Below are 25,005 nucleotides of genomic sequence, written 5' to 3'. Positions count from 1 at the left end.
GGATGTTCATCTTTTTGAGTTTTTCGACCAGGGTGGTGCGGTTGAGGCCAAGCAGGGCGGCGGCTTTGTTCTTCACCCAGTTGGTTTTCTCCAGAGCTTCCAGGATCAGTTCCTTCTCGAACTCCTCCACCATCTTTTTCAGGTTGATGCCCTCGTCCGGGATGCCGACGAAGTAGGACGAGTTCATGGTATTACGCAGGAATTCGGCGGGGGTTTCGTTGGGTTCGGTCTGCACCAGCGGTTCCCACTGTTCGCGCGGCACATCTCCCAATACCTTTTCCGGCAGATCCCGCGGCGTCAACGTGCTGGCCGTACTCAGCACCACCATGCGTTCCATGAAGTTGGCGAGCTCGCGGATGTTGCCCGGCCACGGGTAGCGGCAGAGGATTTCCATCGCCGCGTCGCTGATGCCGGTGACGCTTTTGCATTTTTCCTCGTTGAACCGTTTCAGGTAATGATTGACCAGCAAGGGGATGTCCTCCTTGCGTTCGCGTAGCGGTGGCAGGGAGATGGGGATGACGTTCAGCCGGTAGAACAGGTCCTCGCGGAACTTGCCCTGCCCGATGGCCTCTTCCAGGTTGCGGTGGGTGGCGGCGATGACGCGCACGTCGATCTTGATCGGCTTGCTGCCGCCGACGCGGTCGATTTCACTCTCTGCCAAAACGCGCAGGAGTTTCACCTGAAGCAACTGCGGCATGTCGCCGATTTCATCGAGGAACACCGTGCCGTCCTGCGCCAGTTCCATGCGCCCGATGCGGTGATTGACGGCTCCGGTGAACGCACCCTTCTCGTGGCCGAACAGTTCCGTTTCCAGAAGTTCGCTGGGAATGGCACCGCAGTTGACCGGCACGAAGGGTTTGCTCTTGCGGTTGCTGTTGTGGTGCAGGGCGCGCGCGATCAATTCCTTGCCGGTGCCGCTTTCGCCGGTGATGATGACGGTGGAATTGGAGTCGGCGGCACGCTCAATCAGGTCGTAAACCGTGGAAATAGCGTCGCTGTTGTCGATCAGGTGGTAGGAATCGTTTTTTAGTTCAAGCCCCATAAATCCAATATTTTATACAAAATTTTGGCTTTGTCAAAAATTTGTCGAAAAATGTTGGTTTTTTAACGAAATTTCCGTAACCAATTGATTTTTAAATAAAAATATTGTTGTTCATTTGCCGATGCAGAAATCGTCGAAAATCTGGTCGAGGAGGTCTTCGACGAAGGTTTTGCCGAGCAGGCCGCCCAGGTGTTCGAGCGCGGTGTTGAGGTCGACGGCGACGAGATCTTCCGACAGGTCGCCGTCCAGCGAGTTCACCACGTTGGCGAGTGCTTCGGTCGCGTTGGCCAGCGCGGCGCGGTGACGCTCGCGGGTGATGACCGCACCCTCGCCGGAAGGCACCCCCTCCAGCATGCGCGTGTAAAGGCGGTCGACCAAGGTGTCCAATCCCGCGCCCGTAGTGGCGGAAATGTTGAGCGGCGCCTCGCCGGGAAATTTTTGCGCCAGCGTCTGGATGTCGAGTTGTGCGGGCCGGTCGCTTTTGTTGAGCAGAAGGAAGCACGGTTTGCCTTTCACTTCGTCCAAAAGCAGGGTGTCGTTGCCGTCAAGCGGCGAGGAGGCATCGAGCACCACCAGCGCGAGATCGGCTTTCTCCAAAGCGCGTCGCGTCCGGCGGATGCCCTCCTCCTCGATTTCTTCAGGCTGATGCCGGATACCCGCCGTGTCGACGATGTTCAGATGCAGGTCCCTGATGCGCACCCGTTCTTCCAGCACATCGCGGGTGGTGCCGGGATGCGGCGTGACAATCGCCCGGTCCTCTTTCAGCAGGGCGTTCAGCAAACTCGATTTGCCGACGTTGGGTTTGCCCACCAGCGCGACGTTCCAGCCTTCGCGGTAGATGCGTCCGGCGCGGAAGGTGGCGATGAGTTGGTCGATTTCTTTCTGCACGGCGCGCACCTGCCCGGCCATGGCCTGCTTGCGTTCGAACTCCAAACCTTCTTCCGGAAAATCGATCGCCGCCTCCAGTTGAGACAGCACTGCCAGCAGTCGGTCGTACAACCCGTTCAACGTCTCGGACAGCTTGCCTTGCAGTTGCGAGACGGCGGATGCGAGAGCCTTGTCCGAGGCGGCGTGGATGAGGTCGGCCACCGCTTCGGCTTGGGTGAGGTCGAGGCGGCCGTTCAGAAATGCGCGGCGTGTGAATTCACCGGGTTGGGCGAGCCGCGCCCCGGCATCGAGCACGCTTTGCAGGATGCGCGCGGCGACGAACGCGCCGCCGTGGCCGTGAATCTCCACCACGTCCTCGCAGGTGTAACTGCGCGGCGCTTCGAAGCGGATCAAGAGGACTTCATCGAGCACGCGTTGTGTTTCGGGATCGACGATGTGGCCGAAGGTCGCCTTGAGCGGTGGGATGGAATCGGTCGCCTGAGGCGGTGCGGCGCGGAACAGTTTGGAGGCGATGGGCCACGCGTTTTTGCCGCTGATGCGGACGATGTGGATGCCTCCCTCTCCCAGCGGTGTGGCGATGGCGGCGATGGTGTCGTCCATTACGGCCCTCCAAAAACGGTCAGTCTTTGGCGACGTGGTAGATGTAGTACTGCTGGGAGATGGTGAGGAGGTTGTTCACGGTCCAGTAAACAACCAGTCCCGCCGGGAACGTGATGAACAGGAACGTGAAGAGAATGGGCATCATCAGAAAGATTTTCTGCTGAACGGGATCGGCCACCGTCGGCGTCAGTTTCTGTTGCAGGTACATGGTCGCGCCCATGAGCACCGGCGTCACGAAGTACGGATCGCTCTGCGACAGGTCCTCGATCCACAAGATGAACGGCGCGCCGCGCAACTCGATGGAGAAAAACAATGCGTGGTAGAGCGCGATGAACACCGGAATCTGCAACAGCATGGGCAGACAGCCGCCCAGCGGGTTCACCTTGTGTTTGCGGTAGAGACCGATCATCTCCTCGTTCATTTTCTGCCGGTCGTCCTTGTACCGTTCCTGCAGGACCTTCACGTAGGGCTGGATCTTCTGCATGCCCTTCATGGACTTGAAGCTCTTGTGCGTGAGCGGGAAGAAAATCAGCTTGATGACGAAAGTGAGCAGAATGATCGCCCAACCGTAGTTTCCGATCAGGTCATAGAAATAGTTGAGGCATTTCAGGATCGGTTTGACGAGGAACGCGAACTTGTTGCCGAACCAGCCGTAGTCGATCAAACGCACCAGCTTGTGGCCGAGACTCTCCAGCAGTTCCAGTTCCTTGGTGCCGACGTACACCTGGTAGGTGGCGGTGGAGGCGGCCTGTACCGTCTCGAAATTCAATCCGACGTACTGAGTGCTGTCGTCAATTTTCTGCACGAAAGCCGACTTCACTCCGTTTTCGGGAATGAGTGCGGCGGCGAAATATTTGTTCTGGAACGAGGTCCACACCAGGTCGCCCTTGTGGGTGACGGTGTGCGTCATGTCTTCGGCGGGGTTTTCGACGCGGTTGTTGTTGACGAAGGTGGTCGGACCGGAAAAGGAGATGTAGTTGGGACCCGCGGTGTCCGCGCCGCCAATGCCGGGTCCCCAGATCACGGCGTATTTTAAATTGCTGTCGGCGAAGGGCGGCGCACGCAGTTGTGTGCGCACCCGGAACAGGGGCTTGCCGTACTCGAAAGTGAGGTGCCGCACCACCTCCAGTCCCGACTCGTGTTTGAGGTGGAGCGTGATCTCGCCCTGCGGCTGGTCCTTGGTCAGCACCAGCGATTTTTTAGATGGCTCGAAATGACCGTTCATCAAAATCGGGTCCAGCTTCGGCTCGCCGGTGATGACGGTGAGCGGGTAGAGCGATCCTTCCGGGTGTCGCACCAGGTTGAGCGGTTCTCCGTCCGGGTTCATGTTTTTATGCAGGAGCGCGTGCGTCAGCACCCCGCCTCTGGTTGAAAAACGGTAAGTGACCGACTGGGTTTTCACCTCGATGGTTTCACCCGGCTGGGAAGTGAGTTGAGTGGACGTGCCGGAGTCGGGAAAGGCTTCCGTCCCCTGGCCAAACGGCGTCTCCATTGTTCCGCTTTCCTGCGTGTCTGCAGGAGGTTTGACTGTGTCCGGCGTTTGCGTTTCGGTTTGCGGCGGCTGGATTTTCTGCTGCTGCATTTTCTGGTTCTGTTTTGCCTGTTGTTCAGGCGGCGGCTGGAATTGCGCCATGATCCATCCCCAGACGATGAACACCCCCAGCGACAGAACAAAAGCGAGAAGCAATCGGTTTTCCAAGATTCAACCTCCGCTTAACGAACCGGGTCGTGCCCGCCCTGATGGAACGGGTGACATTTTGAGAGACGGGTGACGATGCGCCACGCGGCTGTATACAGTGGCAGGCGGTCAAGCGCCTGGCAGGCGTATTCCGAGCAGGTGGGATGAAATCGGCAGGCCGGCGGCAGAAACGGCGCGATGCCGATCTGGTATCCGCGGATGCACTGTTTGAAAAGGTATCGAATCATGATGGTTATTTGGGGCCGGGAAGGAAACAGCCGGAACGCCGTTTGGTTATTTCATTCTGCGCAAGGGTTTGGACAGCTTGCTTTCCAATTTCGTGCAAGGCAGGGGGACCAGGTTTCTGCCGGAGACCACCACAACGTCCATGCCTGCCGGCCCCGCCTGTTTGTGATGACGGAAAACTTCCCGGATCTTGCGCTTGGCCCGGTTGCGTGCAACCGCATTGCCGATTTTCCTCGATGCAATGATGCCCAGCCGATGATGGCCCAAACCGTTGGGCAAATAAAAAAGAGTGCAGAGATCCTCCACTCTTTGCTTGCGGCCTTCGGCCATGATTTTCTTGAACTGGGGTCGGTGCAAAAGTCTTTCGTGCTTGCGAAAGGATTGGTCCGGCATGCCTTACACGGTCAGGCGCTTGCGTCCTTTACGGCGGCGGTTGGCCAGCACCCGTCGCCCGCCCACCGTGGCCATCCGGGCCCGGAAGCCGTGGGTGCGCTTTCTTCTGAGATTTTTCGGTTGATAGGTTCGTTTCATGACAGCAGTTCGGCAGGACAGTATTTCCTGCGTAATCCCTTATTTTTTAATTAATTATGATGTTCTGCGAGGCACTCGGGAGTCGGCAATGATTATTCCATTGGCTTGCCGAGTTTGTCAAGCGAAATCCAAATGAAACCAAGGTTTTTACCGCCACGCCTCCGGGAAAACCCCAACCTGACGCGGGACTGGATTATATATGTTTGAAAACAGGATGGTTGTACCAACTATTTTGTTTACAAATAGCAGATTTCTGCTATCCTGTTTTCACCCCAAAAAACAAAGAACCCGAATTATATCAAAGGGTTTCAAAATTACCGTTTGCACCGGATCAATTTTCTGGAAAGGGATCGCCCATGTGTTACAAACCCCGATTTCTGTGGAGTGCTCTGCTGGCTGCAGGGTTGATGCTGAACGGATCGCCCGCATGGGCGGCAGGTTCCGATTCGGAATCCTCTGGCTCTGGCGGAGGCGTGCAGGTTGCCAAGATGAACCCTGTGTATCCTGTGGTGTTGTCCAGGGGGCTGGTCGGGCAGACGGGATCCCAGCAGAAGGCAAAAGAAAAGAAGAAACGCGTAATCCGGGTCACTCCAGGCAAGAAGACGGACACCTGGGTTACCTACCCCACCTTTTTCCGCATGGGGCATGTCGGGCAGGAGGTCGAGCCGGTGGGCGAGGTGATTCAGGGCATGCGGCATCACATCGCTTTCAGTCCGATTCAATTCATTTTCGCCGAGTTTGAAGAGGTGGAAGACGGGGGCGTGAACGTAAAGATCGGCGAACGCTTTCGCGTGGTAATGAACAATGAAACCGTGCGTCATCCCAAAACCACATTCGGCATCACCGACACCAGTGAAGTCAATTCGCTGGATTTCGGTTACAACGGCGAGTTCGCTTACTCCGTGGAGTTCCGTACCGATGCCGTGGGCCAGAAATTCATCATCAACGGTGTGGTGGAGGTAGTGGACCTCAATTCCCAGGGACGGATTGCCAAACTGAAAATCATTGAAGGATTCCACGCCATTCAGGTTGGGAACTGGCTGGTTCCCATGCCGCGCGAAAAGCCGGAAATGGTCAAACTCAATCACCAGCCTCAGGCCAAGGACATTCAGGGTTTCCTGGTGGCCAATGACCGCACCAGCAGCATATTCAGTTCTTATGGAGATGAGGTGTATATCGACAAGGGAGCGGTGGACAACGTGGCCGTCGGCGACCACTTTGAGGTGTACATCGTGCCGGAACGCAAGGGCTGGTTTGTCGATGACCTGACCCCGCACGTGATCGGGGAACTGGTAGTGCTGTCCACTCAGGAGCACACCGCCACCGCGATGGTGGTGAACCAGACCGAGCCGCTTCTGCCGGGACACAAGATCCGCTCGAAACGCTGAGTCAAGTCAGGGTGCGGCGATCTTCAGAAACCGTTTCTTGCCGACCTTGATCAGGGTTTCGCGGTTGCCCGCCAACTGCATTTTTTCATCGGAGACACGTTCCCCGTCCACGGTGACGGCTCCCTGCTTGATCAGGCGCCTGGCCTCGGATGTGCTTTTGCACAGTTCGAAGCCGGCCAGGACACCTGCGATCTCCCGTGTTTCGTCGCCCCAGCCCGGTACGGTGGGGATGTCCGTCGGCAGGTTTTTGTTGCTGAACACGTTCCTGAATTCTTCCACCGCCCGGTCCGCGTCTTCTTTCGTGTGGTATTTCGCCACCAGCTCGTGCGCCAGTTCAATTTTGATGTCGCGCGGGTTTTCCTTCTGGCCCCTTTTCTTCAACGCCTCCAATTCCTGCACGCTCAAATCGCTCAGCAATTCGTAGTAGCGCCACATGAGGTCGTCGGAGATGGACATGACCTTGCCGAAGATGTCGCCCGGCGGCTCCAGGATGCCGATGGCGTTGTTGAGGCTTTTGCTCATCTTCTGCACGCCGTCGGTGCCTTCGAGGAGCGGCATGGTCAGCACCACCTGCGGTTCCTGTCCGAATGCGCGTTGCAGGTCGCGTCCCACCAGCAGGTTGAATTTCTGGTCCGTGCCACCCAGTTCCACATCCGCCTTCATGGCGACCGAGTCGTAACCCTGCACCAGCGGGTACATCAACTCGTGCAACGAGATCGGCAGGTTTTGATTCATCCGCTTGGTGAAATCGTCGCGTTCCAGCATGCGCGCCACGGTGTATTTGGCGGCGAGGTTGATCATGTCGGTCGCGGTGAACGGACCCATCCATTCGCTGTTGAACATGACGGTGGTGCGTTCGCGGTCGAGGATTTTATACACCTGCTCGAGGTAGGTCCTGGCGTTTTGCGCAACCTCTTCGGCGGTCAGGCTCTTGCGCGTTTCGGATTTGCCCGTCGGGTCGCCGATCATGCCGGTGAAATCGCCGATCAGGAACACCGCCTCGTGGCCGAGTTCCTGGAAGTGTTTCATCTTCTGAAGGAGCACCGTGTGGCCGAGGTGGAGGTCGGGGGCGGTGGGATCGAACCCGGCCTTGACGCGCAAAGGCTTGCCTGATTTAATGGATCGTTCCAGAATGCGGGCGAGTTCTTTTTCGTCGATGATCTCGACCGCGCCCCGCTTGATGACTTTCAACTGTTCTTCGACTGGCAACATGATGGTCTATTGTTTAACGGATGGGAAGGGACCGGCCCGGGACGGAACCGGAATGCTGCAAGCTAGCACACCCCCGGTTTCACTGCAACGCCTTTGGACGGCCTGCGTTCCTGTCCGGAGCCCGGAGTTCAACCCGTTACCGATGCCATCCGCATGACCACAAAACCGATCTCGGAATCCCACCAGAAAAAATACCGGCAGGCAGGCTGGGCGTTTTTACTGCTCAACCTGTATTACGTCGGCATGGTGTACGTGTTTCTGCCGCCGTTCAACCTGAGCGTCGCCGAGGGCGCGGGGTACACGGCGTTGGCGCTGGCTTTGTTCGGCACGCTGTCGTATTTTATATACAAGGGTGGACGGATCCTCGCTGGCATCCTTATTTTCATTTATACCGTGCGCGTTTCCGGGTCCATCTACACGCTGGCCACCGGCGACGCGTTCGAGGCGGTGCCCTACGTTCTGCCGTCCACCGTCGCCGCCTTATACATGCTGTGCCGGGCGTTCTTCAACTGGCGTTGACGCCCAAACGGGAGCGCCCATGGAACCTCTGCAACTGGACGGCAACAACCTGACTCTGGAACAGGCCGTCCGCGCCGTCAAAAACAACACACCTTTATCCCTCACCGCAGAAGCCCGCGACCGGGTCAACCATTCCCGTGAACAGATCGATACCGCCGTGCGCGAACGCAGGGTGGTCTATGGCGTCACCACCGGCTTTGGTGCGTTGAGCAACGTGGTGATCCCGCCGGAAGACGCGCGCGCCCTGCAGAATAATGTGTTGCGAAGCCACGCCGCGGGCGTGGGGCCGCCGTTCGAAGATGAAGTCGTGCGCATGACCACGCTCCTCATGGTCAACAGCATGTCCAAAGGCTATTCCGGTATATGCTTGTCCACGCTGGAGACGTTGATAGCCCTGTTCAACAAAGGCGTGGTTCCAGTGGTGCCCGCACAGGGGTCGGTGGGCGCGAGTGGCGATCTGGCACCCATGGCGCATCTGTCGCTGGTGCTCATCGGACGCGGCCGGGCGCGTTATCAGGGTGAAGAGATGGAGGGCGCGGAGGCGCTGAAACGCGCGGGCATCGAGCCGGTCACGCTGGCGGAAGGGGAAGGGCTCGCGCTCATCAACGGCACGCAGGTGATGACGGCGCTGGGCGCGCTCACCCTGTGCCGGGGATTGAGGCTGGCGAAGGTTCTGGACATCGCCGCTGCCATGAGCCTTGAAGTTCTGCTCGGCACCAACACGCAGTTCCACAAACGCATTCATCATATCCGGCCGCATCCGGGACAGATCGACACGGCCTCCAATATGCGCAAGATCACCGACGGCAGTGAGATCATCTCCTCGCACAAGGACTGCGACCGCGTGCAGGATGCGTACTCGCTCCGGTGCGTGCCGCAGGTGCACGGGGCAACGCGCGACACGCTGGCGCATGTGCGCCGGGTGCTGGAGACGGAGATGAATTCGGCGACGGAAAACCCGCTGGTGTTCGAGAACGGCCAAGTGCTCTCCGGCGGCAACTTCCACGGTCAGCCGGTGGCGCTGGCGATGGACTTCATGACCATCGCGCTGGCGGAACTGGCGAACATTTCCGAGCGACGCATCGAGCGCATGGTCAACCCGAACCTGAGCGGCCTGCCGTCGTTTCTGATTGAGGGTGGCGGGCTTCACTCCGGTTTCATGATCGCGCAGTACACCGCGGCGGCGCTGGTGTCGGAGAACAAGGCGTGGGCGCATCCCGCGTCGGTGGACTCCATCCCCACCTCCGCCAACAAGGAGGACCATGTCAGCATGGGCACCATCGGTGCGCGCAAGGCACGGCACGTGGTGGAGAACCTGAAATACGTCGCGGCCATCGAACTGCTGTGCGGCGCGCAGGCGATGGACCTGTTCACCAACCTCAAGCCGGGGCAGGGCACGCTCGCGGCTTACCAGGTACTGCGCAATTTTGTGTCGCACATGGACGCCGACCGCGAACTGAATCCGGACATTGAAACCGTCGCGCGCCTGATCGACAATGATGACATTCTGGGTGCGGTGGAAAAAGTGACCGGTCCCTTGCTCTGATGGCTCCCGTGATTTGTTAAGGACTTGCCCGAATGGAAACACCCGTGTTTGAAACCGGCCCCGACCGGCTCCCTTTGGTGACCGACACCGGCCGCGGTTACTTCGGCCTGCAGCGTTCGTCCGCGCCTGACCTCAATCGCCGCGTGGTTGAGTTGTTCGAATACCTCAACCAGCACATCGGTTTCCGCAACAACGAATCGAGCCGCCACCAGCAGCAGTGTTTCAACCTGATCCTGCGATACGCCTACCCGGAAATCATGATCGATCTCGCCGACCTTGTGTATGTTCAGCACGAGCGACCGATGGTGTTTCTGAACCTGGACCACATCGACGGCAACCGCCGCGCCGACCGCAATGCGCCTCTTCGCAACCTTTCGGACGAGGACATGAACCACGAGATGGAGTTTCTGTTCCGCTCGCTGGCGCATGCCATCCGGCACAACCGGGATCTGGCGGAAGACCCGGTGGTGGTGCGCCTGCTGGCGGAAAGTTACAGCACTTACCTTGTGATTACGGAAAACTTTCCCTGGGACCAGGGGCTCGCCGACCTCATCCCGCCGATCAACGAACCCGTACTGGACGTGGCGACGGGGCTGACGGGGTTCAGCATTTTGCACGACTGGCCGGAGGACCGCCCGCCGCTGTATCTCAGCGATTCCATGCCGTTCATCATCGAGGCGCTCACGCATTACCGCGACTGCATCGGCAAAAAGAACGTGGAGATCGTGGACGTGCGGTTCCCCGATGGAGATAATGTGACGCAACCGTTGGGCTGGGTGCAGGTGAGTAAGTTCCTGCACCATCTGCAAAGGGAGGACCGCCGTGCGTTTCTCAAGTGGGCACTGCGGCAACTGAAACCGGGCGGCCGCATGATGATCGTGGACACCGATCTTGAATACCGCATCCTGAAAGAGGCGGAGAAACCGGAGTACCGCGACAAGCTGATGCCGGGTTACCTGGAGACGCTGGTGGACATCGAGGACAAGTTTTGCCACAACCTGGTTGAAGACGTGCGCGAGGTGGGGTTCGTGGTGGAGGACTTCGAATACCACGAATTCTTCGACGAAACGGATGCGTACAGCTATTATCCCGGTGACAACCTGTCCCTTCAGTTCCTGGGTTTCGAGATCGTCGCCGAAAAGGTTGGCTGACGGAGGGGGGCGAAATTCGGCATCATTTTGTATTGAGGTGTTTGCTGAGAGACTTCCACTCCGCCTGCACGGTTTTGAGGGCCTTGGTTTCCATGGTGCGGTACCGGTCGATAACGCCCTGGCCAAGTACGGTGAGTTCCGCTCCGCCCCCGCCCGCCCCGCCTTTACTGCGCGCCACCAGCGGGCTTTTGAAGCACTGATTCATGGTATCGACCATCCCCCAGGCGCGGCGGTAGCTCAGGCCGATTTCCCTGGCCGCTGCGGAAATCGACCCGGTGCGTCCGATGGCCTCCAGCAGGTCCACCTTGCCCGGACCGAGGGCGATTTCTCCGTGGAGGGTGATTCGGAAGCGCGGTTTCAACTGTGCGGTTTTGGATGATGCTTTCGACATGGGGTCTCACTGTGAGTCGGGGGCGGGGAGGCGTTCGACCCCCACCACGTTGGGTATGGGCCAGGCGATCCGGTTGGCATCGTTCTCGTTGGAACCGGTGGAATAGCTGCCCAAAAATTCCATTTGTTTTCCACCGGAGGCAATGAACAACTGCGCTTCCGGTCCGCCTTCCACGTACATGGCGCGTTTCAGTTGAATCGGCAACTCCAGTAAAATGTTGATGAGGTCATGGGTGCTGTAGGGCGAACGAACGTGAATGAAAAGGATGTGGCCGTCTTCATCCATGCCGATCGCCGCCGTGCTCCAGATACGCTCCTGCTGCTTCCATACGTTTTCTCCATCGCAGGAAATCATGCGGATGCTCTGGATCAGGGTCCGGTACCGGGCGCGGAGTGATTCCACATCCTGGCAGTCCCGGTCCAGAATCTGAACCGGGGGCAGGGACTCTCCTTTGGGGTGGAAGGCGAGCAGGGCACGGTCTTTCGAGTACCAGGTGTTATTGATGTGCCCGATGGTTTTCATGAGCGACACGCTGGTCAGGTTGTCGATCTGGTACATGCTGGCATTGATGGCGGCGACCAGCCGATGCTCCTCCGCCCATTCGCGGGCGGAGCGGCGTTTGTTCCGGTCCGCGGACGCGTTGAGCAGGCGAAAACGAAAATGGGACGGGCTGATGCGTAATACGCGAACCAGCGAATCCCCGACGGGGGACTTCTGGGAAGAGAGAAAGGTGCCCAGTTGCAGGCCCGGCTCCAACTCCACCCAGGGGGCCTCGCCGGGTTTTTCTCCGGAGGGGGTGGCGGTTGTGGTTCCCAAAGTCAGGAAGACCAGAAGCGCGCCGATGATCTGGGTATGGAAGCCGAACTTCATGATTCCGCCAACTCTGGGTTGCAACCTTGTTCCAATCGGGAAACCGGTGTGGGGTGGCCAACAGCTTGTTGAATTATAACAAATTTCCCATTCGATCCTCATCCCGGACTGAATTCTTTCAACTGGCCCCTTTTGAGTGTTTTAAGCCGAACAGGTATCTTTGATATAGCGGTAATCTAGATAATTCAAGGATTTATTTGTCTCTGTGAGTTGATTTTGAATGGTTTTTGTTTATAATGACCTGACTTCGTAAGAATTCGAATTCGCTTCTAAAAATCGATATGATCGAGCCTCGTTTTTCAGGCAGGCTCCCAGAATAATAATCTTATCCAATATAAGAAAGGGCGCTCTATCATGAATAAAACGGTTCGTTTAGGGGTTTTGGCCATATTGGTATTCTCGATAGGTTGTGCGGCGCAGGGAGGCTCCGGAGGAGGCGATACGGGCGGCATGGACCGGGTTTCCAGTAGCGGAAAGGGCATTAAAATCGTAAAGCCGAGGACCGCTGAGAGTGTGGACAACAAGGTGGAGGTCTGCATTGAGGCCGACGGCTATACCGTGGAACCCGCCAAGAACGGAGTCAATGAGGGCAAGGGCCACCATCATTTGATTATTGATGTCGATCTGCCGCCGGCCGGACAACCCATTCCGAAGGACAGCAATCACGTCCACATGGGTGACGGCTCCACCTGCAAAACCCTCGAATTGTCAGATGGCATGCACCGGATTCAGGCGCTGTTCGCCAAGGGAAACCACGTTCCTTATGATCCGCCGGTTACCGATTCCATAGTTGTGTTTGTTCAGTAATAACTTTTGAAAAAACGTTAATTCTGGGAGTCTGAATATGAAAATTCTCACACGGATTTTTGCAATCATGGCCATTTTGATGCTCATCGGCTGTGCTTCGAACGGTGGAGCCGGCAGCTCTTCGTCCTCCTCCTCGTCTTCTTCGTACTCGGATGTCAAGCAGTTGACCTCAGAGGATTACGAACGGCTGGGGATCAAGGAAACCAACCGGGACTGATTGCACCCGTTCTTTCCAAAAAAACAAAACGCGGAGGCAAACGCCTCCGCGTTTTTTTGTGCGCGAATTCAGGTTTAAAGGTGGTCGAGAAACTCCGCCAGGCCGGATACCACCACATCGGCTTCCGAAAAGTCGATGTTCTGGTTGAGCGGGTTGCGCACGATGACGCAGGCCATGCCCGCGTCCTTCGCCGCCTGCAATCCTTTGAGGGCATCCTCCACCACGAAGCAGCGTCCAGGCTGCAACCCCAGTTGTTCCGCCGCCTGCAGGAAGATATCCGGAGCCGGTTTCTCCCGCCGGGTGCCCGGGGATTTTCCGAGAATCGTCTTCACCATGTGCCCGGCACCGGCATTCTCGAGAATGGCACGGATGTCATGTTCCCACGATCCTGAGGCAATGGCCACCCTGAAGCGTGCGGTCACCACTTCCATGAACCGCATTGCGTCGGGGAACAGCTTGATATCGCCCCCCTGGCAGAATCGCGAATAGATCTCGAATTTCTCTTCTCGCATGGCTTCGGGAGTGACATCGAGTTTCAGGTTGTACCGCTCGATCTCCCCCTTGAGCCCTTTTCCCTTGGATGTGAATTCCACCCAGTATTCATCCGGGTCGATGCTGTGCCCGTAGCGCTCGAACACGGCGTTGTAGGCCTTGTAGTGGAACGGTTCCGAATCGGCGATCAGGCCGTCGAAGTCGAGGATGACGCCTTCGCTGTTCCGGGCCAATTCGGTGATGCGGGTTTTCAGGTCGGTGCTCACGGTAATTATTCGTTACGGTTGGGCCAGCTCGGGGCCGGTGTGTTCATGATCGTAAACGGAAAGGCCGATGCGGTCGAACCGCACGCTGCCGCGGTCTCCGTTCCAGGACCAGTAGATCCACTGTGCCTTGCCGCGTACCTTGTCGAGGTCGAGGAAGCCCCACTTCCTGCTGTCGTGGCTGTTCTCGCGGTTGTCGCCCATAACGAACACGTGGCCGTCCGGTATCAGCAGGGGGCCGAGGTCGTCGCGTTCCGGGACCGGTTCCAGGCTGGGCGGTTCCGTGTGGTGCACGTAGGATTCCTCCATGCGCTGGCCGTTGATGTACACCTGCTGGTGGCGCAGCTCCAGCTTTTCACCCGGAAGAGCGATGACACGTTTGATGAAATCCTTGGTCTCGTCGAGGGGATATTTGAAAACGATGATGTCCCCGCGTTCCGGCACTTCCTGAAACAGCAGGATGTCCGGAAAGAACCGGATGCCGACGAACGGGATTTCGTTCGGTATGTGGATGCCGTAACTGAACTTGGTGACCAGCAGGTGGTCTCCGATCAGAAGGGTGTCCTCCATTGAGCCGGAAGGAATTTTAAAGGCCTGCACCACGAAGGTGCGGATGAGAAGGGCCAGTACCAGGGCGATGACGATCGCCTCCGTGTATTCCCTCAGCGTGCTTTTCCGGGGTTTGGGATTGGAGACCGGGGGCGAAGTGGAGCCGCGTGCGTTCTGTTCCGTATTATTTGACATCAGTCCTCAGCACCGCCAGAAAGGCTTCCTGCGGAATTTCCACCTTGCCGATCTGCTTCATTCGTTTTTTTCCGGCTTTCTGCTTTTCCAGAAGTTTACGTTTGCGGGTGATGTCGCCTCCGTAACACTTGGCCAGCACATTCTTGCGCAGGGCTTTGACGGATTCGCGGGCGATGACCTTGCCGCCGATGGAGGCCTGGATGGCGACCTCGAACATTTGCCGGGGAATCTGCTCTTTCAGTTTTTTAACCAGTTCGCGGCCACGGTAATAGGCCTTGTCACGGTGAACGATCATGGACAGGGCATCGACCGTCTCTCCGTTGAACAGGATGTCCAACTTTACCAAATCCGATGCCCGAAAATCCAAAAATTCATAATCGAACGATGCGTAGCCCTTGGTCGATGATTTCAGATGGTCAAAGAAATCGAACACGATTTCACTAAATGGAAGAGCGTACTGGAGCATGACGGTCTTCGGCGTCAGATACTCCATCTTCAATTGAATGCCGCGGCGGTCGCGCGCCAGGTTCATGACAACGCCGACGTATTCGTCGGGTACGATGATGGTGCCCCTCAGATACGGTTCGAGGATGGTGTCGGTGCGGTCTTGCTTTTTCAGGTTCGACGGGTTGTCGATGACCACCATATCGCCGTGCTCCGGTTTCAGATGAAACACCACCGTGGGCGCGGTGGTCAACAGGTCCACGTTGTATTCGCGCTCGAGGCGTTCGCGCACGATCTCCATGTGGAGGAGGCCCAGAAAACCGCAGCGGAAGCCGAACCCGAGCGCGGCGGAGGTCTCCGGCTCGTAGGTGAACGATGCGTCGTTGAGGCGCAGCTTCTTGAGGGCGTCGCGCAGGTTTTCATACTGGTCGCCGTCGATCGGGTACAGCCCGCTGAACACCATCGGCTTGACGTCCTTGTAACCGGGCAGGGGTTTGTCGCAGTTGTTCTTGAATTCGGTGACGGTATCGCCGATTTTCGTTTCGTCCAGTTTCTTGATACCGGCGATGACGAAACCGACCTCGCCCGCGCTCAGGCGGTCGATGCGTTTCGGCACCGGGGTGAACGCACCCAGTTCTTCCACTTCGAAGGTGTGGCCGGTGGCCATCATCTGGATGGTCATGCCTTCTTTCAGGTGGCCGTCCACCACGCGCACGAGGATCATCACGCCTTTGTACAAATCGTACCAGGCGTCGAACAGGAGCGCCTTGAGCGGCTGGTCCGGGTCTCCCTCCGGGGGCGGGATGCGTTCGACGATGGCTTCCATGATCTCCTCCACGCCGATGCCCTGCTTGGCGCTGGCCAGGATGGCTTCGGTGGAATCGATCTGCAGGATGTCCTCCAACTGCTCGCGCACCATGTCGGGATCGGCGCTCGGCAGGTCCACCTTGTTGATGACGGGGATGATGGTCAGGTTGCCCGCCATGGCGAGGTTGACGTTGGCGATGGTCTGGGCCTGGATGCCCTGCGACGCGTCGATCAACAGCAGGACGCCCTCGCAGGCGGCAAGGCTGCGCGACACTTCATAGGAGAAGTCCACGTGGCCCGGGGTGTCGATCATGTTGAAGGTGTAAGCGTCGCCTTTTTGCGACCGGTACGGCAGGCGCACGGTCTGCGCTTTGATGGTGATGCCGCGTTCCCGCTCCAGGTCCATGTTGTCGAGGTACTGGTCCTTGAACACGCGCTGTTCGAGCGCACCGGTCTTCAGGATCAGTTTGTCGGCGAGGGTGGACTTGCCGTGATCGATGTGGGCAATGATTGAAAAGTTGCGTACGTTCTGTTGATTCATTTCGGAAATAGGATTCGGGTGTGCCTGAGGCAGACCTGTTATTGTAGCAAGTTCTGGGAAGCGCCGTATTCCTTTTTACGGAAAGGACGGGTCCGGCCGGTAGCTGTCAACGGACCGTTTCGGTGTCTTTTTCGGAGGCCTCCATCCGGGAGGGAACCGGAACCCGGGTCATGGCCGTGTGGGCGGACAGGTCCTCAGGCAGGGGGTACCGCTCGACCAGTCCACGAAGGTACTGCTTCCAGTCCTGAAACCGGAGTTTCATCACCTCGAAATCGCGGTTGTTGTCGATGTCCAGCGTGGCTCCCGGAAACGGGGTGACCAGACCCATGAACCGGGTCTTGAGGCCCTGTGACACCCAGGTTTCGAGACGCCGTTTCGGCACCCAGCGGCGAACCCAGTCCGCGACCCGGTCCAGTTTCAAACGCGCGCACATCAGGCACACGAGCAGGCACAGGTAAAACCGGTACCCGCGGTAGCGATCCTTTTTGAACAATTCGATGCCGAACCGGACCACGTTCTTGATGTTACGCTGGTAGCGGTACCGGTACATGGTCTGGATGTAATGCCGGTTCTCGATGCGCCCCGGCTTCACCAGGTGCATGTTGTTGATGCGGTACTTGTCTTCCCTCAAATGCAGGTAAGCCATCTTGATGCCGGGTTCGCCCTTCTTCGGATAAAACGGATGCATGGCTTTCGCCGGCGTCAGTCCCAGCACGTAATCGTAATGTTCCGTATCCGCATGCGCGATGAAGTAGTCGATTTCATGCGGCGTGATCAACGGTGAGTCGCACGGAACCACCAGGATCGCCTTGTCCTTGTGAATGGAGTTTTCGAGGTGCGATTCCGGCACCGGTTCCGGCAGGCTTTGCATGTAGGCGAACCAGACGTTCTCGTACAGCGACTGCTTCTGCTCGAGCAGGGTGATCGGTTTCGGGTGATTGAGGTCGATCCCGTCCCTCCGCAGGTACTCGCGCAGTTCTTTTTTCTTGCCGACCACGTAGATGTTGCGTACTGACTGCGCCTTCAGCAGGGCGTCAATGACATAGCTCACCACCGAGCGGCTCTCAATTTCGAGAAACGCCTTGTGCTGGTGCAGGACCTGGTAACTGTGCAGACCTTCCCCGGCCACCACAACCGCATCGAATTGTTTGTATTGGTACGGAACGTCCATGGCTTTTGTCAGGCGATTGGTGATACCATTATAAATATGAAACCGGAAAACATGGAGTCAATGTGTTCCCGCCGGAAAAAAGTGCCTAATATACTATGAATTAAGGATAAATCCAATTCCGGGTTGATCTCCCGCCTTATTTTCATTATACAAGTCGTTTTACATGCCGTGAATTTTTTGTCATTATAAAAACACATGTCAGTCAACACACCTTTAAAAACCACCCCTCTTCACGCAATCCATGTCCGCCTGGGCGCCAAAATGGTGCCGTTTGCCGGATGGGATATGCCCATTCAGTACAAGGGGGTCATGGACGAACACCGCACCGTGCGCGACGGCGTCGGCATTTTCGACGTCAGCCACATGGGCGAGGTGGAGGTGAAGGGCCCGCAGGCGAAGGCCTTCCTGCAACACCTGGTCACCAACGATGTGGAGAAGATGACCGACGGCGGCATCCTCTACAGCCTGATGTGTTATGAGAACGGCGGCGTGGTGGACGACCTTTTGATCCACCGCTTCGACGACGATCATTATTTTCTGTGTGTCAACGCCGCCAACACGGACAAGGATTTCGACTGGATCGAACAGCAGACGAAGGGATTCGACGTCACGGTAGAGAACACGAGCGACCAGACAGCCCAGTTGGCGGTGCAGGGCAAGCACGCTGAAGCGTTGCTGAAACCGATGCTCGACATCCCGGTGGCCGACATCGCCTATTACACGTTTCAGCGCGGCAGGATTGAAGGCGCCGACTGCATCATTTCCCGCACCGGCTACACCGGAGAAGATGGATTCGAGATTTACCTGTCGGTGGACGACGCGGCGGCGGTGTACGAAAAAATTATGGAGGCGGGAAAACAGTACGATTTGCAACCCATCGGCCTGGGCGCGCGCGATACCCTGCGTATCGAAATGGGGTACCCGCTTTACGGGCAGGAGATTGATGCCGAGCACAACCCGCTTGAAGCGCGGCTCGGGTTTGTCATCAAACTGAAAAAGGAAACCGACTTCGTTGGCAAGCAAGCGCTTAAAAAACAAAAGGAAGCGGGGTTGTCACGGAAACTGGTCGCAATCAAGATGAAGGAACGCGGCGTACCCCGCTCGCACTACAAAATTCTGCAGGACGGCCGGGCGGTGGGAGAGGTCACCAGCGGCACGTTTTCCCCGTCCTTGAATACCGGGGTGGCTCTGTGTTATGTACCCACAGAGATGGCCCAGGTGGGCAACGAGGTTTCAGTGGAAATCCGCAACCAGGCGGTGGCGGCGGAAATCATATCCCTCCCCATGGTGCCCAGCAACGTCAAGAAAAACTGAATGCGGACCGCGCGAACGCGGTACCCGGTGGAATCAATTACAGGAGGCGACAATGGAAGTCCCGAAGGACCTGATGTACACGCGCGAGCACGAATGGCTCCGCATCGACGGCAATAAAGGAGTGATCGGCATCACGGCGTTCGCGCAGGACCAACTGGGCGATGTGGTGTTCGTCGAACTGCCGAAGGAAGGCTCCGATCTGCAACAGGAGAGCACGTTCGGCGTGGTGGAGTCGGTCAAAACCGTGTCCGATCTCTACGCTCCCGCCAGCGGCAAGGTGTCCAAGGTCAACAAGGAACTCGAAGCGCATCCGGAGCTCATCAACCAGGAGCCTTACGGCAAGGGCTGGATTGTTGAGGTCGAGCTGAAAGACGCCAAAGTGAAGAACGGCCTGCTCTCCGCTGAAGACTACGAAAATTTTCTGAAAGAACAAAACCAGTAATCCTCAAACCCCCTCTGCTCTAAAAATGCGTTATATCCCGCACACCGAAACCGACATCCAGGAAATGCTCGCCGCCATCGGCATTGGTGAGGTGGCCGAGCTGTTCCAATCCATCCCCGAAAGCCTGCGGCTGGTGGAGCCGCTGAATCTGCCCGCCGCACTCTCCGAGGCGGATATGGTGCAGGCCATGCGGCGGCTGGAAGCGCGCAACCTGAACCCGGACGAGTACTCGGTGTTCCTCGGCGCGGGGGCGTACCGGCATTTCACGCCGTCGATCGTGAACCACATGATCCTGCGCGGCGAGTTTGCCACCTGTTACACGCCGTACCAGCCGGAAGTCAGCCAGGGCACCCTGCAGGCCATCTTCGAATTCCAGAGCATGATTTGCATGCTGACGGGAATGGAGATCGCCAACGCGTCGATGTACGACGGCTCGACCGCCTTGGCAGAGGCGGTGCTGATGGCGTACCGCATCAACGGCGGGACGGAAGTGTTGATGGCGAAGAGCGTGCATCCGGAGTACCGGCACGTGGCCCGCACCTACACGCAGGGACTCGGCATCACTTACAAGGAAATCCCGTTCGGCGACGACGGGCGCTTCGATCTCGAATTCATCAAGAAGAACCTCACCGACAACACCAGTTGCGTTGTGATACAGAGCCCGAACTTTTTTGGCGTGGTTGAACAGTATGCGGAGTTGAGCGAATTCCTGAAAGAGAAGAACACCCGCCTGGTGGTGGCAGTGGCGGAGGCGACGTCTTTGGGAATATTGAAACCGCCCGGCGAGCGCGGCGCGGACATCTGCGTCGGCGAAGGCCAGGCGCTGGGTTTGCCGGTGTCGTACGGCGGGCCGTACGTCGGCTTCTTTGCGACGAAGGAAGGATTTTTCCGCCAACTGCCGGGCCGCATTGTCGGCGAAACGATGGACCGCGAAGGCCATCGTGCGTATGCGTTGACCCTGGCCACGCGCGAACAGCACATCCGCCGCGAAAAGGCGACGTCCAACATCTGCACCAACCAGGGCCTGTGCGCGCTGGCGACGACGGTGTACATGGCGGCGATGGGCAAGGACGGCATGCACGAGGTGGCGAAACGCAACCTGCTCCACGCCGATTACATGAAGAACAAACTGTCGAAGCTGAAGGGTTTCAAGATTCGTTTTTCAGGTGAAACGTACAACGAATTCGTACTGGAATGCCCGAAGCCCGCAGAGCAAGTGCGCGATCAACTGTTGCAGGAGAAGATCGTCGCCGGCCTGCCGCTCGGTCAGCATTATGAAAACCTCGCCAACTGCCTTCTGATCTGCGCCACCGAACTCACCCCGCAGGACCACATCGACCGTCTGGCCGACCAACTGGTCCGCGTTTAACTCTCCGGCATTTTGTACCGTTTTTTGTAATCGCCGATTCGCTTCATTGTCGTTTCCGCAGCCTCCCCGTGCACGCGCAACCAGTCGATCGCCAGTTTTTCAGCTATGACCTTGCCGATCTTTTTATTTTTCCAGTATCCCCGGTGGCAAAAAGGAGTCCACCCCAAGAGAAATGAGCCTACATCGATGTTGATATCCGCCGTGACGGCTTCTCTGCAATGGGCGTTGATCGGACGGATGGGATAACCGACGATGTCGTCTTCATCAAAAATATTCACCCAGACACCCTGTTCGTCTTCCACTTTTTGCGGTAGGAATCCCGCGAAGGGATCGGAGTCGCTTTCGCAATTGTAAAACCGGTTGGCGTAAATGGAGATGGGACTGCCCAGAGTGAAAAAATTGGTGAAGACCAACTGCCGGTCGGGTTTCAATGTATTGCGGGTATCGTAAAAGTAGTCGGAAAGAATGACCGTTCCCAGGCTGTGCGAGACAACGGTGAGCAGGGTGTTCTCGCTGGGATGGGTTTGATCGGAAATCTCTTTAATGAGCTGGCCGATTCGTTCATGGATTTTGCGGTACTGGGAGTAAGGGCCTTCGTTGGGTCCCTTGCAGTAAGAAATGGCATCCCCGAAGTTGTCGATAGAAAACCGGCGACAGCAAAGCCAGTCGACGTCCGTGTCCGGGTCGCGGAACAACCGTTTCTGCAGTTCATCCTCGCCCTCTTGAACAATGTCCGCCCACAATCCTTCCTTAAAGAGCAGTGCGTCTTCGATTCCGGTGCGGTGATCCTCCCCCATGTGCCGGAGCGCATTTCTGAAATTGGAACGCAGGTTCTTCTCTATGGCCTCGCTGAATCCTTTTTTCTGAGAACCGATTCCATGAACGATGAACACCGCTATTTTCTTGTCCATAACGATCCCTCCCCGAGAATGTGCGTCCCGGATGGGGTGAACCGTCTTGCCGCCCGCCCGGGGCGCGTTGGATGGGTTATTGAACCGTGCTGACGATGATCACGCTGGTGGTGTGCAGGTCGTACCGTTGGTTGTTTGTATCATCGACCAAAACGATCCAGTCGTCCTGAATGGTTTTGATTTTGACCGGAACTTCCCGGCCCCCCAGCACGGTGACGAATTCCTGATCCTGTTCCTTGAGTTTCTTCAATACATCCAAGAATGCACTCATCGCGACCTCCTTTCGTTTTTCATAAGCCGCCGGTCAGGGACTGGTGGGGTTTTCCATGCCTTCAAGCAGGGAACCGGTGCTCTTTTTGATTTTTTGCAGGGTTTCCAACCGTTTGGTCTCCGCCTCCTTCAAACGCGCCTGACTTTTGCTGGCTTCGGACTCGGCCAGATTCAGAGCGGCTTTCAGGACATCCTTGTACAGTTTCACGTGGTCGTCCGGTTTCAGGTTGGAGTTCATGCTCAGTTCGCACAGGCGGAACAGGGCCTCTCTCAGGAACATGATCATCTGCGTGCGTTCAGCCAGGTTGACAACATCCTGGTTGAAATCCGCTTTGCCCTTGCCTTCCACCCCGGCGTAGGTGCCCATGGCTTCCAGTTTTTCGGCCAGCTTGTACGCCACGTCCGGCGAGGGTTCGGCGCAGGTTTTGTAATTGCCTGCATTGTCCTTGAAAAAGAACGTGCCGCGGCGGCTGGCATCGTAATCCAGCCAGTATTGTTTGTTGGTTTCCAGTTCGTGGTCGCGAGCCGGGTCCACGAAATGCGCACACCCCACGGTGGAAACCAGAAGGAACAGGACGATCGTTCGGCGTTTCATGACTGACTCCTAAATTTTTTTCCGAAACGGTTCCCGGGCGGGGAAGTTCCGGAACAAGGCGGGTGAATGGTAAAGATGGGTTAAGAATGGTTCGGAAAGACGAAAAAATCAACTAAAAATGAATGTGCCCGTGTGGTCACCCGATTTTTTCAGCCAACTCTTCGGCGGGGTAGGTGAGGATTTCGGACAGGGTGGGGTGGTAGTAGGGCATCTTGAGCATATCGTGCACGGTGCCGTGGTAGTACATGACGGCGGTGAGGTGGTGGATCAACTCGCCTGCTTCCGGACCGGTGATGTGCCCGCCGATGAGGGTGCCGGTTTCCGGATGGCACAGCAGTTTCACCAGGCCGTGCGTCTCGCCGAGGCACAGCGACTTGCCGTGGTCGTCGAAGGGGTACGACGCGGCGAGGTACGGCCAGTTGTTGTGCAGGCATTCTTTCTCGGAGTAACCGACGCTGGCCACCGCCGGGTCGGTGAACACCACGCTGGTTTTCATCCGTTCCTCAAACCGCTGTTGCGCCCCGTCGGGATTCAGCGCGTTGTGCGCGGCGATCTCGCCCTGCTGGATGGCGATGTGCACCACCTCGTGCAGGCCGTTGACGTCGCCCACGGCGAAGATGTTGCGTTTGCTGGTGCGCATGGTGGCGTCCACCGCGATGCCCCAGTCGCCCATTTTCACCCCCGCCGCTTCCAGATTCAGTCCCGCAACATTCGGCGTTCTTCCGAGTGCATTCAAGATGGTGGACGCGGACACGGTGGTTTCTTTTCCCTCGTGCAGAAAGTGGGCACAGCGTTTTCCATCCTGGACGCTGATTTTCAGGTCGCGCGTGCCGGTGTACACGGCCATGCCTTCCTCGCGGAAACGCGCTTCCACCGGGCGGGCCATGTCTTCGTCCTGCGCCGACAGGATATGACCGCTTCTCTGCACCACGGTCACCTGCGTGCCGATACGCTGGAAAAACTGCGCCAACTCCACGCCGACGAAACCCGCTCCCAATACCATCATGGAGTCCGGTTGCTCGCGCAATTCCAAGACGTCGTCGCTGGTCATGAACCCGGCCTCGGCGAGACCCGGCACGGGGATGTCGGCGATCACGGAGCCGGTGGCGATGATGAAGGCGTGTGCGCTGTAGCGTTTGCCGCCGGCTTCGACGGCTGTGGAGGAGACAAAACGCACGGGTTGTTCGATCAATGTGAACCGTGGACTTTTCAACTGCTCGACGCGGTAACGGGTGAAGTCGTCGATGAGTTTCGTTTTACGGTCGATGATGGCGGCGAGGTCGGCGCGCGGGTTGTCGGTGGCGAGGCCGAACTCCCCGGCCCTCTGCATCAGCCCCATCACGTCCGACGAGCGCAGGATGGTTTTGGTCGGCATGCACCCGCGCAGGATGCAGAGTCCGCCCAGCGGCCCCGGATCGAATATGGCGACTTTGGCACCGGCGTGTTCGGCGGCGCTGGCCGCGGCATATCCCGCGGAACCGCCGCCGATCACGATGATGTCATAATCCATGATGGATGCGAATCGGTGTGGAAGGGTCGGAAAGGAGCGTCACTCGAAGTCTTCCGGCGACATTTTGAACTCGTGGTAGCACTCACGCAAAAGGTCTTCCGCCGTTTCCGTCATCACCGTGTCGCCCTGTTCCTTGAACAGGTCCTTGGCGATGCGCAGGTGGTGGATGGCCTCGCGTCCGCGTTTGACCGAGTAATGCACGGTCGCCAGGTTGCTGTGGGCGCGCGCGAAGTTGGGATTGATCTTGAGTGCCTCTTCGTAATGCTTGACCGACTCGTCGATCATGCCGAGCAGGTTGAGGATGAGGCCCAGGCTGTAATGCGCCATCACGTCTTCAGGCTTCAGCTCCACGGCTTTCTGAAAACATTCCATCGCCTTCACGTTTTTCGGAATCTTGCCGTAGCGGATGCCCTTGTTGAACCAGGCTTTGAAATGAGCCGGGTCCTGATCCGTGCATTTGTCATAGGCTTCGATCGCGCCGTCGTTGTCCCCGGCGCGGCCGCGTTCGAGGCCGATTTGAAACCATTGCTCCGCAGACCGCGGAGTTTCACTTTCCGTCGTCATTCGAATTCCCTTATTAGTGGATCGGGATTGCAGGATTGCAAGTCGTTGATATTCTGAGGACCCTATGCTAACTTATTACCCAACCAATTTTCAACACCCGTACCCGCAATTCCCCCACGGGGTTTCCGGTCGTCTCTTTTCAAATCGTTACGCCCTGATTTTATCCGATAAACCGTAAGAATAGAGGAAGTTAGGAGAAGCATGAGTATTGAACCCGGTTCCGAAGAAGAACGCCTGTTGCTCGGTCGCTGGATCCGCAAAGGACAGGACCTGATCGTCGCCTCCTCCGCATTGGGCGACTCCTACCTGGACCCCAACGTAAAGCGCGATGAAGAGGTCCAAACCCTTTCTGAAGAATATGTGAAATTCGACCACGAGGTGGCCGAGAAACTGCCGCACCTCAAAGGCCGGTTCCGCTGGGACCTGGAGAAATACTTCCGCGACCATTTCGGTCCCTATCTTCCCAAGGAATAACCGAATCC

At 57.4% G+C, this 25,005-nt stretch carries 28 protein-coding genes; 10 read left to right on the top strand and 18 right to left on the bottom strand.

Annotated elements, in window-relative coordinates:
• The 6 genes from TX82_RS00515 to rpmH all read right to left on the bottom strand — a co-directional run.
• Positions 1-1,042, bottom strand: a 1,042-nt coding sequence (locus TX82_RS00515) for a sigma-54 interaction domain-containing protein (RefSeq protein ID WP_084603885.1), incomplete at its 3' end; no start/stop codon positions are given.
• 111 nt (positions 1,043-1,153) lie between these two features.
• Positions 1,154-2,530 (bottom strand): tRNA uridine-5-carboxymethylaminomethyl(34) synthesis GTPase MnmE, encoded by a 1,377-nt coding sequence (gene mnmE / locus TX82_RS00510; protein WP_005007063.1) that lies wholly within the window; start codon positions 2,528-2,530, stop codon positions 1,154-1,156.
• A 19-nt stretch (positions 2,531-2,549) separates the two neighbouring features.
• Positions 2,550-4,229 (bottom strand): membrane protein insertase YidC, encoded by a 1,680-nt coding sequence (yidC, locus tag TX82_RS00505; RefSeq protein WP_005007061.1) that lies wholly within the window; start codon positions 4,227-4,229, stop codon positions 2,550-2,552.
• A 14-nt stretch (positions 4,230-4,243) separates the two neighbouring features.
• On the bottom strand, positions 4,244-4,456 hold the full coding sequence (yidD, locus tag TX82_RS00500; RefSeq protein ID WP_005007060.1) for a membrane protein insertion efficiency factor YidD: 213 nt from the start codon (positions 4,454-4,456) through the stop codon (positions 4,244-4,246).
• A 46-nt stretch (positions 4,457-4,502) separates the two neighbouring features.
• Complete coding sequence (gene rnpA, locus TX82_RS00495) at positions 4,503-4,847, bottom strand: ribonuclease P protein component (protein ID WP_005007058.1); 345 nt, start codon at positions 4,845-4,847, stop codon at positions 4,503-4,505.
• A gap of 3 nt (positions 4,848-4,850) precedes the next feature.
• Complete coding sequence (rpmH, locus tag TX82_RS00490) at positions 4,851-4,985, bottom strand: 50S ribosomal protein L34 (RefSeq protein WP_042250177.1); 135 nt, start codon at positions 4,983-4,985, stop codon at positions 4,851-4,853.
• Between the two features lie 356 nt (positions 4,986-5,341).
• Here rpmH and TX82_RS00485 point away from each other — a divergent pair, with 356 nt between their 5' ends.
• Complete coding sequence (locus TX82_RS00485) at positions 5,342-6,373, top strand: hypothetical protein (RefSeq protein WP_005007056.1); 1,032 nt, start codon at positions 5,342-5,344, stop codon at positions 6,371-6,373.
• 6 nt (positions 6,374-6,379) lie between these two features.
• On the opposite strand, the gene tyrS is transcribed toward TX82_RS00485, so the two are convergent.
• Positions 6,380-7,585, bottom strand: a complete 1,206-nt coding sequence (gene tyrS, locus TX82_RS00480; protein ID WP_005007051.1) for a tyrosine--tRNA ligase — start codon at positions 7,583-7,585, stop codon at positions 6,380-6,382.
• A gap of 153 nt (positions 7,586-7,738) precedes the next feature.
• Here tyrS and TX82_RS00475 point away from each other — a divergent pair, with 153 nt between their 5' ends.
• From TX82_RS00475 to TX82_RS00465, 3 genes are read left to right on the top strand one after another with little or no spacing between them, the layout of a single operon-like run.
• Complete coding sequence (locus TX82_RS00475; RefSeq protein ID WP_005007050.1) at positions 7,739-8,104, top strand: hypothetical protein; 366 nt, start codon at positions 7,739-7,741, stop codon at positions 8,102-8,104.
• 19 nt (positions 8,105-8,123) lie between these two features.
• The gene (hutH, locus tag TX82_RS00470) at positions 8,124-9,650 is read left to right on the top strand and encodes a histidine ammonia-lyase (protein ID WP_005007047.1); all 1,527 of its coding nucleotides are present in this window, start codon (positions 8,124-8,126) and stop codon (positions 9,648-9,650) included.
• Positions 9,651-9,682: 32 nt separating this feature from the next.
• Entirely contained in the window at positions 9,683-10,801 is a 1,119-nt protein-coding gene (locus TX82_RS00465; RefSeq protein WP_005007045.1) for a class I SAM-dependent methyltransferase, read from the top strand.
• A gap of 22 nt (positions 10,802-10,823) precedes the next feature.
• On the opposite strand, the gene TX82_RS00460 is transcribed toward TX82_RS00465, so the two are convergent.
• Positions 10,824-11,192, bottom strand: coding sequence for a winged helix-turn-helix domain-containing protein (locus TX82_RS00460; protein ID WP_005007043.1), 369 nt, complete (start codon positions 11,190-11,192; stop codon positions 10,824-10,826).
• A gap of 6 nt (positions 11,193-11,198) precedes the next feature.
• Positions 11,199-12,062 (bottom strand): phosphodiester glycosidase family protein, encoded by an 864-nt coding sequence (locus TX82_RS00455; RefSeq protein ID WP_005007041.1) that lies wholly within the window; start codon positions 12,060-12,062, stop codon positions 11,199-11,201.
• A gap of 390 nt (positions 12,063-12,452) precedes the next feature.
• Between TX82_RS00455 and TX82_RS00450 the strand changes: the two genes are divergently transcribed.
• Both TX82_RS00450 and TX82_RS00445 read left to right on the top strand, forming a co-directional pair.
• The gene (locus TX82_RS00450) at positions 12,453-12,869 is read left to right on the top strand and encodes a DUF4399 domain-containing protein (RefSeq protein ID WP_237100513.1); all 417 of its coding nucleotides are present in this window, start codon (positions 12,453-12,455) and stop codon (positions 12,867-12,869) included.
• Positions 12,870-12,906: 37 nt separating this feature from the next.
• On the top strand, positions 12,907-13,086 hold the full coding sequence (locus TX82_RS00445) for a hypothetical protein (RefSeq protein WP_005007036.1): 180 nt from the start codon (positions 12,907-12,909) through the stop codon (positions 13,084-13,086).
• Between the two features lie 74 nt (positions 13,087-13,160).
• Here TX82_RS00445 and TX82_RS00440 read toward each other — a convergent pair whose 3' ends face one another.
• The 4 genes from TX82_RS00440 to TX82_RS00425 all read right to left on the bottom strand — a co-directional run bounded on the left by TX82_RS00440 (position 13,161) and on the right by TX82_RS00425 (position 17,548).
• Positions 13,161-13,844, bottom strand: a complete 684-nt coding sequence (locus TX82_RS00440; protein WP_005007033.1) for an HAD family hydrolase — start codon at positions 13,842-13,844, stop codon at positions 13,161-13,163.
• 12 nt (positions 13,845-13,856) lie between these two features.
• Entirely contained in the window at positions 13,857-14,585 is a 729-nt protein-coding gene (gene lepB / locus TX82_RS00435; RefSeq protein WP_005007030.1) for a signal peptidase I, read from the bottom strand.
• Entirely contained in the window at positions 14,575-16,377 is a 1,803-nt protein-coding gene (lepA, locus tag TX82_RS00430) for a translation elongation factor 4 (RefSeq protein ID WP_005007028.1), read from the bottom strand. The genes lepB and lepA overlap by 11 nt, the downstream gene beginning before the upstream one ends.
• Positions 16,378-16,483: 106 nt before the next feature.
• Complete coding sequence (locus TX82_RS00425; RefSeq protein ID WP_005007025.1) at positions 16,484-17,548, bottom strand: nucleotidyltransferase family protein; 1,065 nt, start codon at positions 17,546-17,548, stop codon at positions 16,484-16,486.
• A gap of 195 nt (positions 17,549-17,743) precedes the next feature.
• On the opposite strand from TX82_RS00425, the gene gcvT reads away from it, so the two are divergent.
• Genes gcvT through gcvPA form a run of 3 tightly spaced genes read left to right on the top strand, consistent with a single transcriptional unit; the run spans position 17,744 to position 20,673 of the window.
• Positions 17,744-18,862 carry a glycine cleavage system aminomethyltransferase GcvT gene (gene gcvT, locus TX82_RS00420; protein ID WP_005007023.1) on the top strand — a complete coding sequence of 373 codons (1,119 nt, stop codon included), beginning with the start codon at positions 17,744-17,746 and terminating at the stop codon, positions 18,860-18,862.
• A gap of 52 nt (positions 18,863-18,914) precedes the next feature.
• On the top strand, positions 18,915-19,304 hold the full coding sequence (gcvH, locus tag TX82_RS00415) for a glycine cleavage system protein GcvH (protein ID WP_005007019.1): 390 nt from the start codon (positions 18,915-18,917) through the stop codon (positions 19,302-19,304).
• Positions 19,305-19,329: 25 nt separating this feature from the next.
• Positions 19,330-20,673, top strand: a complete 1,344-nt coding sequence (gene gcvPA / locus TX82_RS00410; RefSeq protein ID WP_005007017.1) for an aminomethyl-transferring glycine dehydrogenase subunit GcvPA — start codon at positions 19,330-19,332, stop codon at positions 20,671-20,673.
• On the opposite strand, the gene TX82_RS00405 is transcribed toward gcvPA, so the two are convergent.
• The 5 genes from TX82_RS00405 to TX82_RS00385 all read right to left on the bottom strand — a co-directional run bounded on the left by TX82_RS00405 (position 20,670) and on the right by TX82_RS00385 (position 24,523).
• The gene (locus tag TX82_RS00405; RefSeq protein WP_005007016.1) at positions 20,670-21,584 is read right to left on the bottom strand and encodes a hypothetical protein; all 915 of its coding nucleotides are present in this window, start codon (positions 21,582-21,584) and stop codon (positions 20,670-20,672) included. The two genes, gcvPA and TX82_RS00405, sit on opposite strands and share 4 nt — an antisense overlap.
• Before the next feature lie 76 nt (positions 21,585-21,660).
• Complete coding sequence (locus TX82_RS00400) at positions 21,661-21,855, bottom strand: hypothetical protein (protein ID WP_005007012.1); 195 nt, start codon at positions 21,853-21,855, stop codon at positions 21,661-21,663.
• Positions 21,856-21,888: 33 nt separating this feature from the next.
• A complete protein-coding gene (locus TX82_RS00395) occupies positions 21,889-22,449 on the bottom strand; it encodes a hypothetical protein (RefSeq protein ID WP_005007009.1) in 561 nt (186 codons plus the stop codon).
• 136 nt (positions 22,450-22,585) lie between these two features.
• Positions 22,586-23,959 (bottom strand): dihydrolipoyl dehydrogenase family protein, encoded by a 1,374-nt coding sequence (locus TX82_RS00390; RefSeq protein WP_005007007.1) that lies wholly within the window; start codon positions 23,957-23,959, stop codon positions 22,586-22,588.
• A gap of 39 nt (positions 23,960-23,998) precedes the next feature.
• On the bottom strand, positions 23,999-24,523 hold the full coding sequence (locus TX82_RS00385) for a tetratricopeptide repeat protein (protein ID WP_005007002.1): 525 nt from the start codon (positions 24,521-24,523) through the stop codon (positions 23,999-24,001).
• 201 nt (positions 24,524-24,724) lie between these two features.
• Here TX82_RS00385 and TX82_RS00380 point away from each other — a divergent pair, with 201 nt between their 5' ends.
• Complete coding sequence (locus TX82_RS00380) at positions 24,725-24,997, top strand: hypothetical protein (protein WP_005007000.1); 273 nt, start codon at positions 24,725-24,727, stop codon at positions 24,995-24,997.
• Positions 24,998-25,005 lie beyond the last annotated feature (8 nt).

The sequence above is a fragment of the Nitrospina gracilis 3/211 genome (assembly GCF_000341545.2).
Lineage (GTDB): Bacteria > Nitrospinota > Nitrospinia > Nitrospinales > Nitrospinaceae > Nitrospina > Nitrospina gracilis.
This window is presented reverse-complemented; position numbering and strand designations above follow the sequence as displayed.

Excerpts from the sequence above, each read along its gene's own strand:
- TX82_RS00380 (WP_005007000.1), top strand. The coding sequence starts at position 24,725 with ATGAGTATTGAACCCGGTTCCGAAGAAGAACGCCTGTTGCTCGGTCGC.
- TX82_RS00425 (WP_005007025.1), bottom strand. The coding sequence starts at position 17,548 with ATGGACGTTCCGTACCAATACAAACAATTCGATGCGGTTGTGGTGGCC.
- gcvH (WP_005007019.1), top strand. The coding sequence starts at position 18,915 with ATGGAAGTCCCGAAGGACCTGATGTACACGCGCGAGCACGAATGGCTC.
- TX82_RS00475 (WP_005007050.1), top strand. The coding sequence starts at position 7,739 with ATGACCACAAAACCGATCTCGGAATCCCACCAGAAAAAATACCGGCAG.
- TX82_RS00385 (WP_005007002.1), bottom strand. The coding sequence starts at position 24,523 with ATGACGACGGAAAGTGAAACTCCGCGGTCTGCGGAGCAATGGTTTCAA.
- gcvPA (WP_005007017.1), top strand. The coding sequence starts at position 19,330 with ATGCGTTATATCCCGCACACCGAAACCGACATCCAGGAAATGCTCGCC.
- TX82_RS00390 (WP_005007007.1), bottom strand. The coding sequence starts at position 23,959 with ATGGATTATGACATCATCGTGATCGGCGGCGGTTCCGCGGGATATGCC.
- TX82_RS00455 (WP_005007041.1), bottom strand. The coding sequence starts at position 12,062 with ATGAAGTTCGGCTTCCATACCCAGATCATCGGCGCGCTTCTGGTCTTC.
- mnmE (WP_005007063.1), bottom strand. The coding sequence starts at position 2,530 with ATGGACGACACCATCGCCGCCATCGCCACACCGCTGGGAGAGGGAGGC.
- rnpA (WP_005007058.1), bottom strand. The coding sequence starts at position 4,847 with ATGCCGGACCAATCCTTTCGCAAGCACGAAAGACTTTTGCACCGACCC.
- TX82_RS00405 (WP_005007016.1), bottom strand. The coding sequence starts at position 21,584 with ATGGACAAGAAAATAGCGGTGTTCATCGTTCATGGAATCGGTTCTCAG.
- TX82_RS00485 (WP_005007056.1), top strand. The coding sequence starts at position 5,342 with ATGTGTTACAAACCCCGATTTCTGTGGAGTGCTCTGCTGGCTGCAGGG.
- yidD (WP_005007060.1), bottom strand. The coding sequence starts at position 4,456 with ATGATTCGATACCTTTTCAAACAGTGCATCCGCGGATACCAGATCGGC.
- lepB (WP_005007030.1), bottom strand. The coding sequence starts at position 14,585 with ATGTCAAATAATACGGAACAGAACGCACGCGGCTCCACTTCGCCCCCG.
- TX82_RS00445 (WP_005007036.1), top strand. The coding sequence starts at position 12,907 with ATGAAAATTCTCACACGGATTTTTGCAATCATGGCCATTTTGATGCTC.
- rpmH (WP_042250177.1), bottom strand. The coding sequence starts at position 4,985 with ATGAAACGAACCTATCAACCGAAAAATCTCAGAAGAAAGCGCACCCAC.
- hutH (WP_005007047.1), top strand. The coding sequence starts at position 8,124 with ATGGAACCTCTGCAACTGGACGGCAACAACCTGACTCTGGAACAGGCC.
- tyrS (WP_005007051.1), bottom strand. The coding sequence starts at position 7,585 with ATGTTGCCAGTCGAAGAACAGTTGAAAGTCATCAAGCGGGGCGCGGTC.
- TX82_RS00400 (WP_005007012.1), bottom strand. The coding sequence starts at position 21,855 with ATGAGTGCATTCTTGGATGTATTGAAGAAACTCAAGGAACAGGATCAG.
- TX82_RS00465 (WP_005007045.1), top strand. The coding sequence starts at position 9,683 with ATGGAAACACCCGTGTTTGAAACCGGCCCCGACCGGCTCCCTTTGGTG.
- lepA (WP_005007028.1), bottom strand. The coding sequence starts at position 16,377 with ATGAATCAACAGAACGTACGCAACTTTTCAATCATTGCCCACATCGAT.
- gcvT (WP_005007023.1), top strand. The coding sequence starts at position 17,744 with ATGTCAGTCAACACACCTTTAAAAACCACCCCTCTTCACGCAATCCAT.
- TX82_RS00460 (WP_005007043.1), bottom strand. The coding sequence starts at position 11,192 with ATGTCGAAAGCATCATCCAAAACCGCACAGTTGAAACCGCGCTTCCGA.
- TX82_RS00395 (WP_005007009.1), bottom strand. The coding sequence starts at position 22,449 with ATGAAACGCCGAACGATCGTCCTGTTCCTTCTGGTTTCCACCGTGGGG.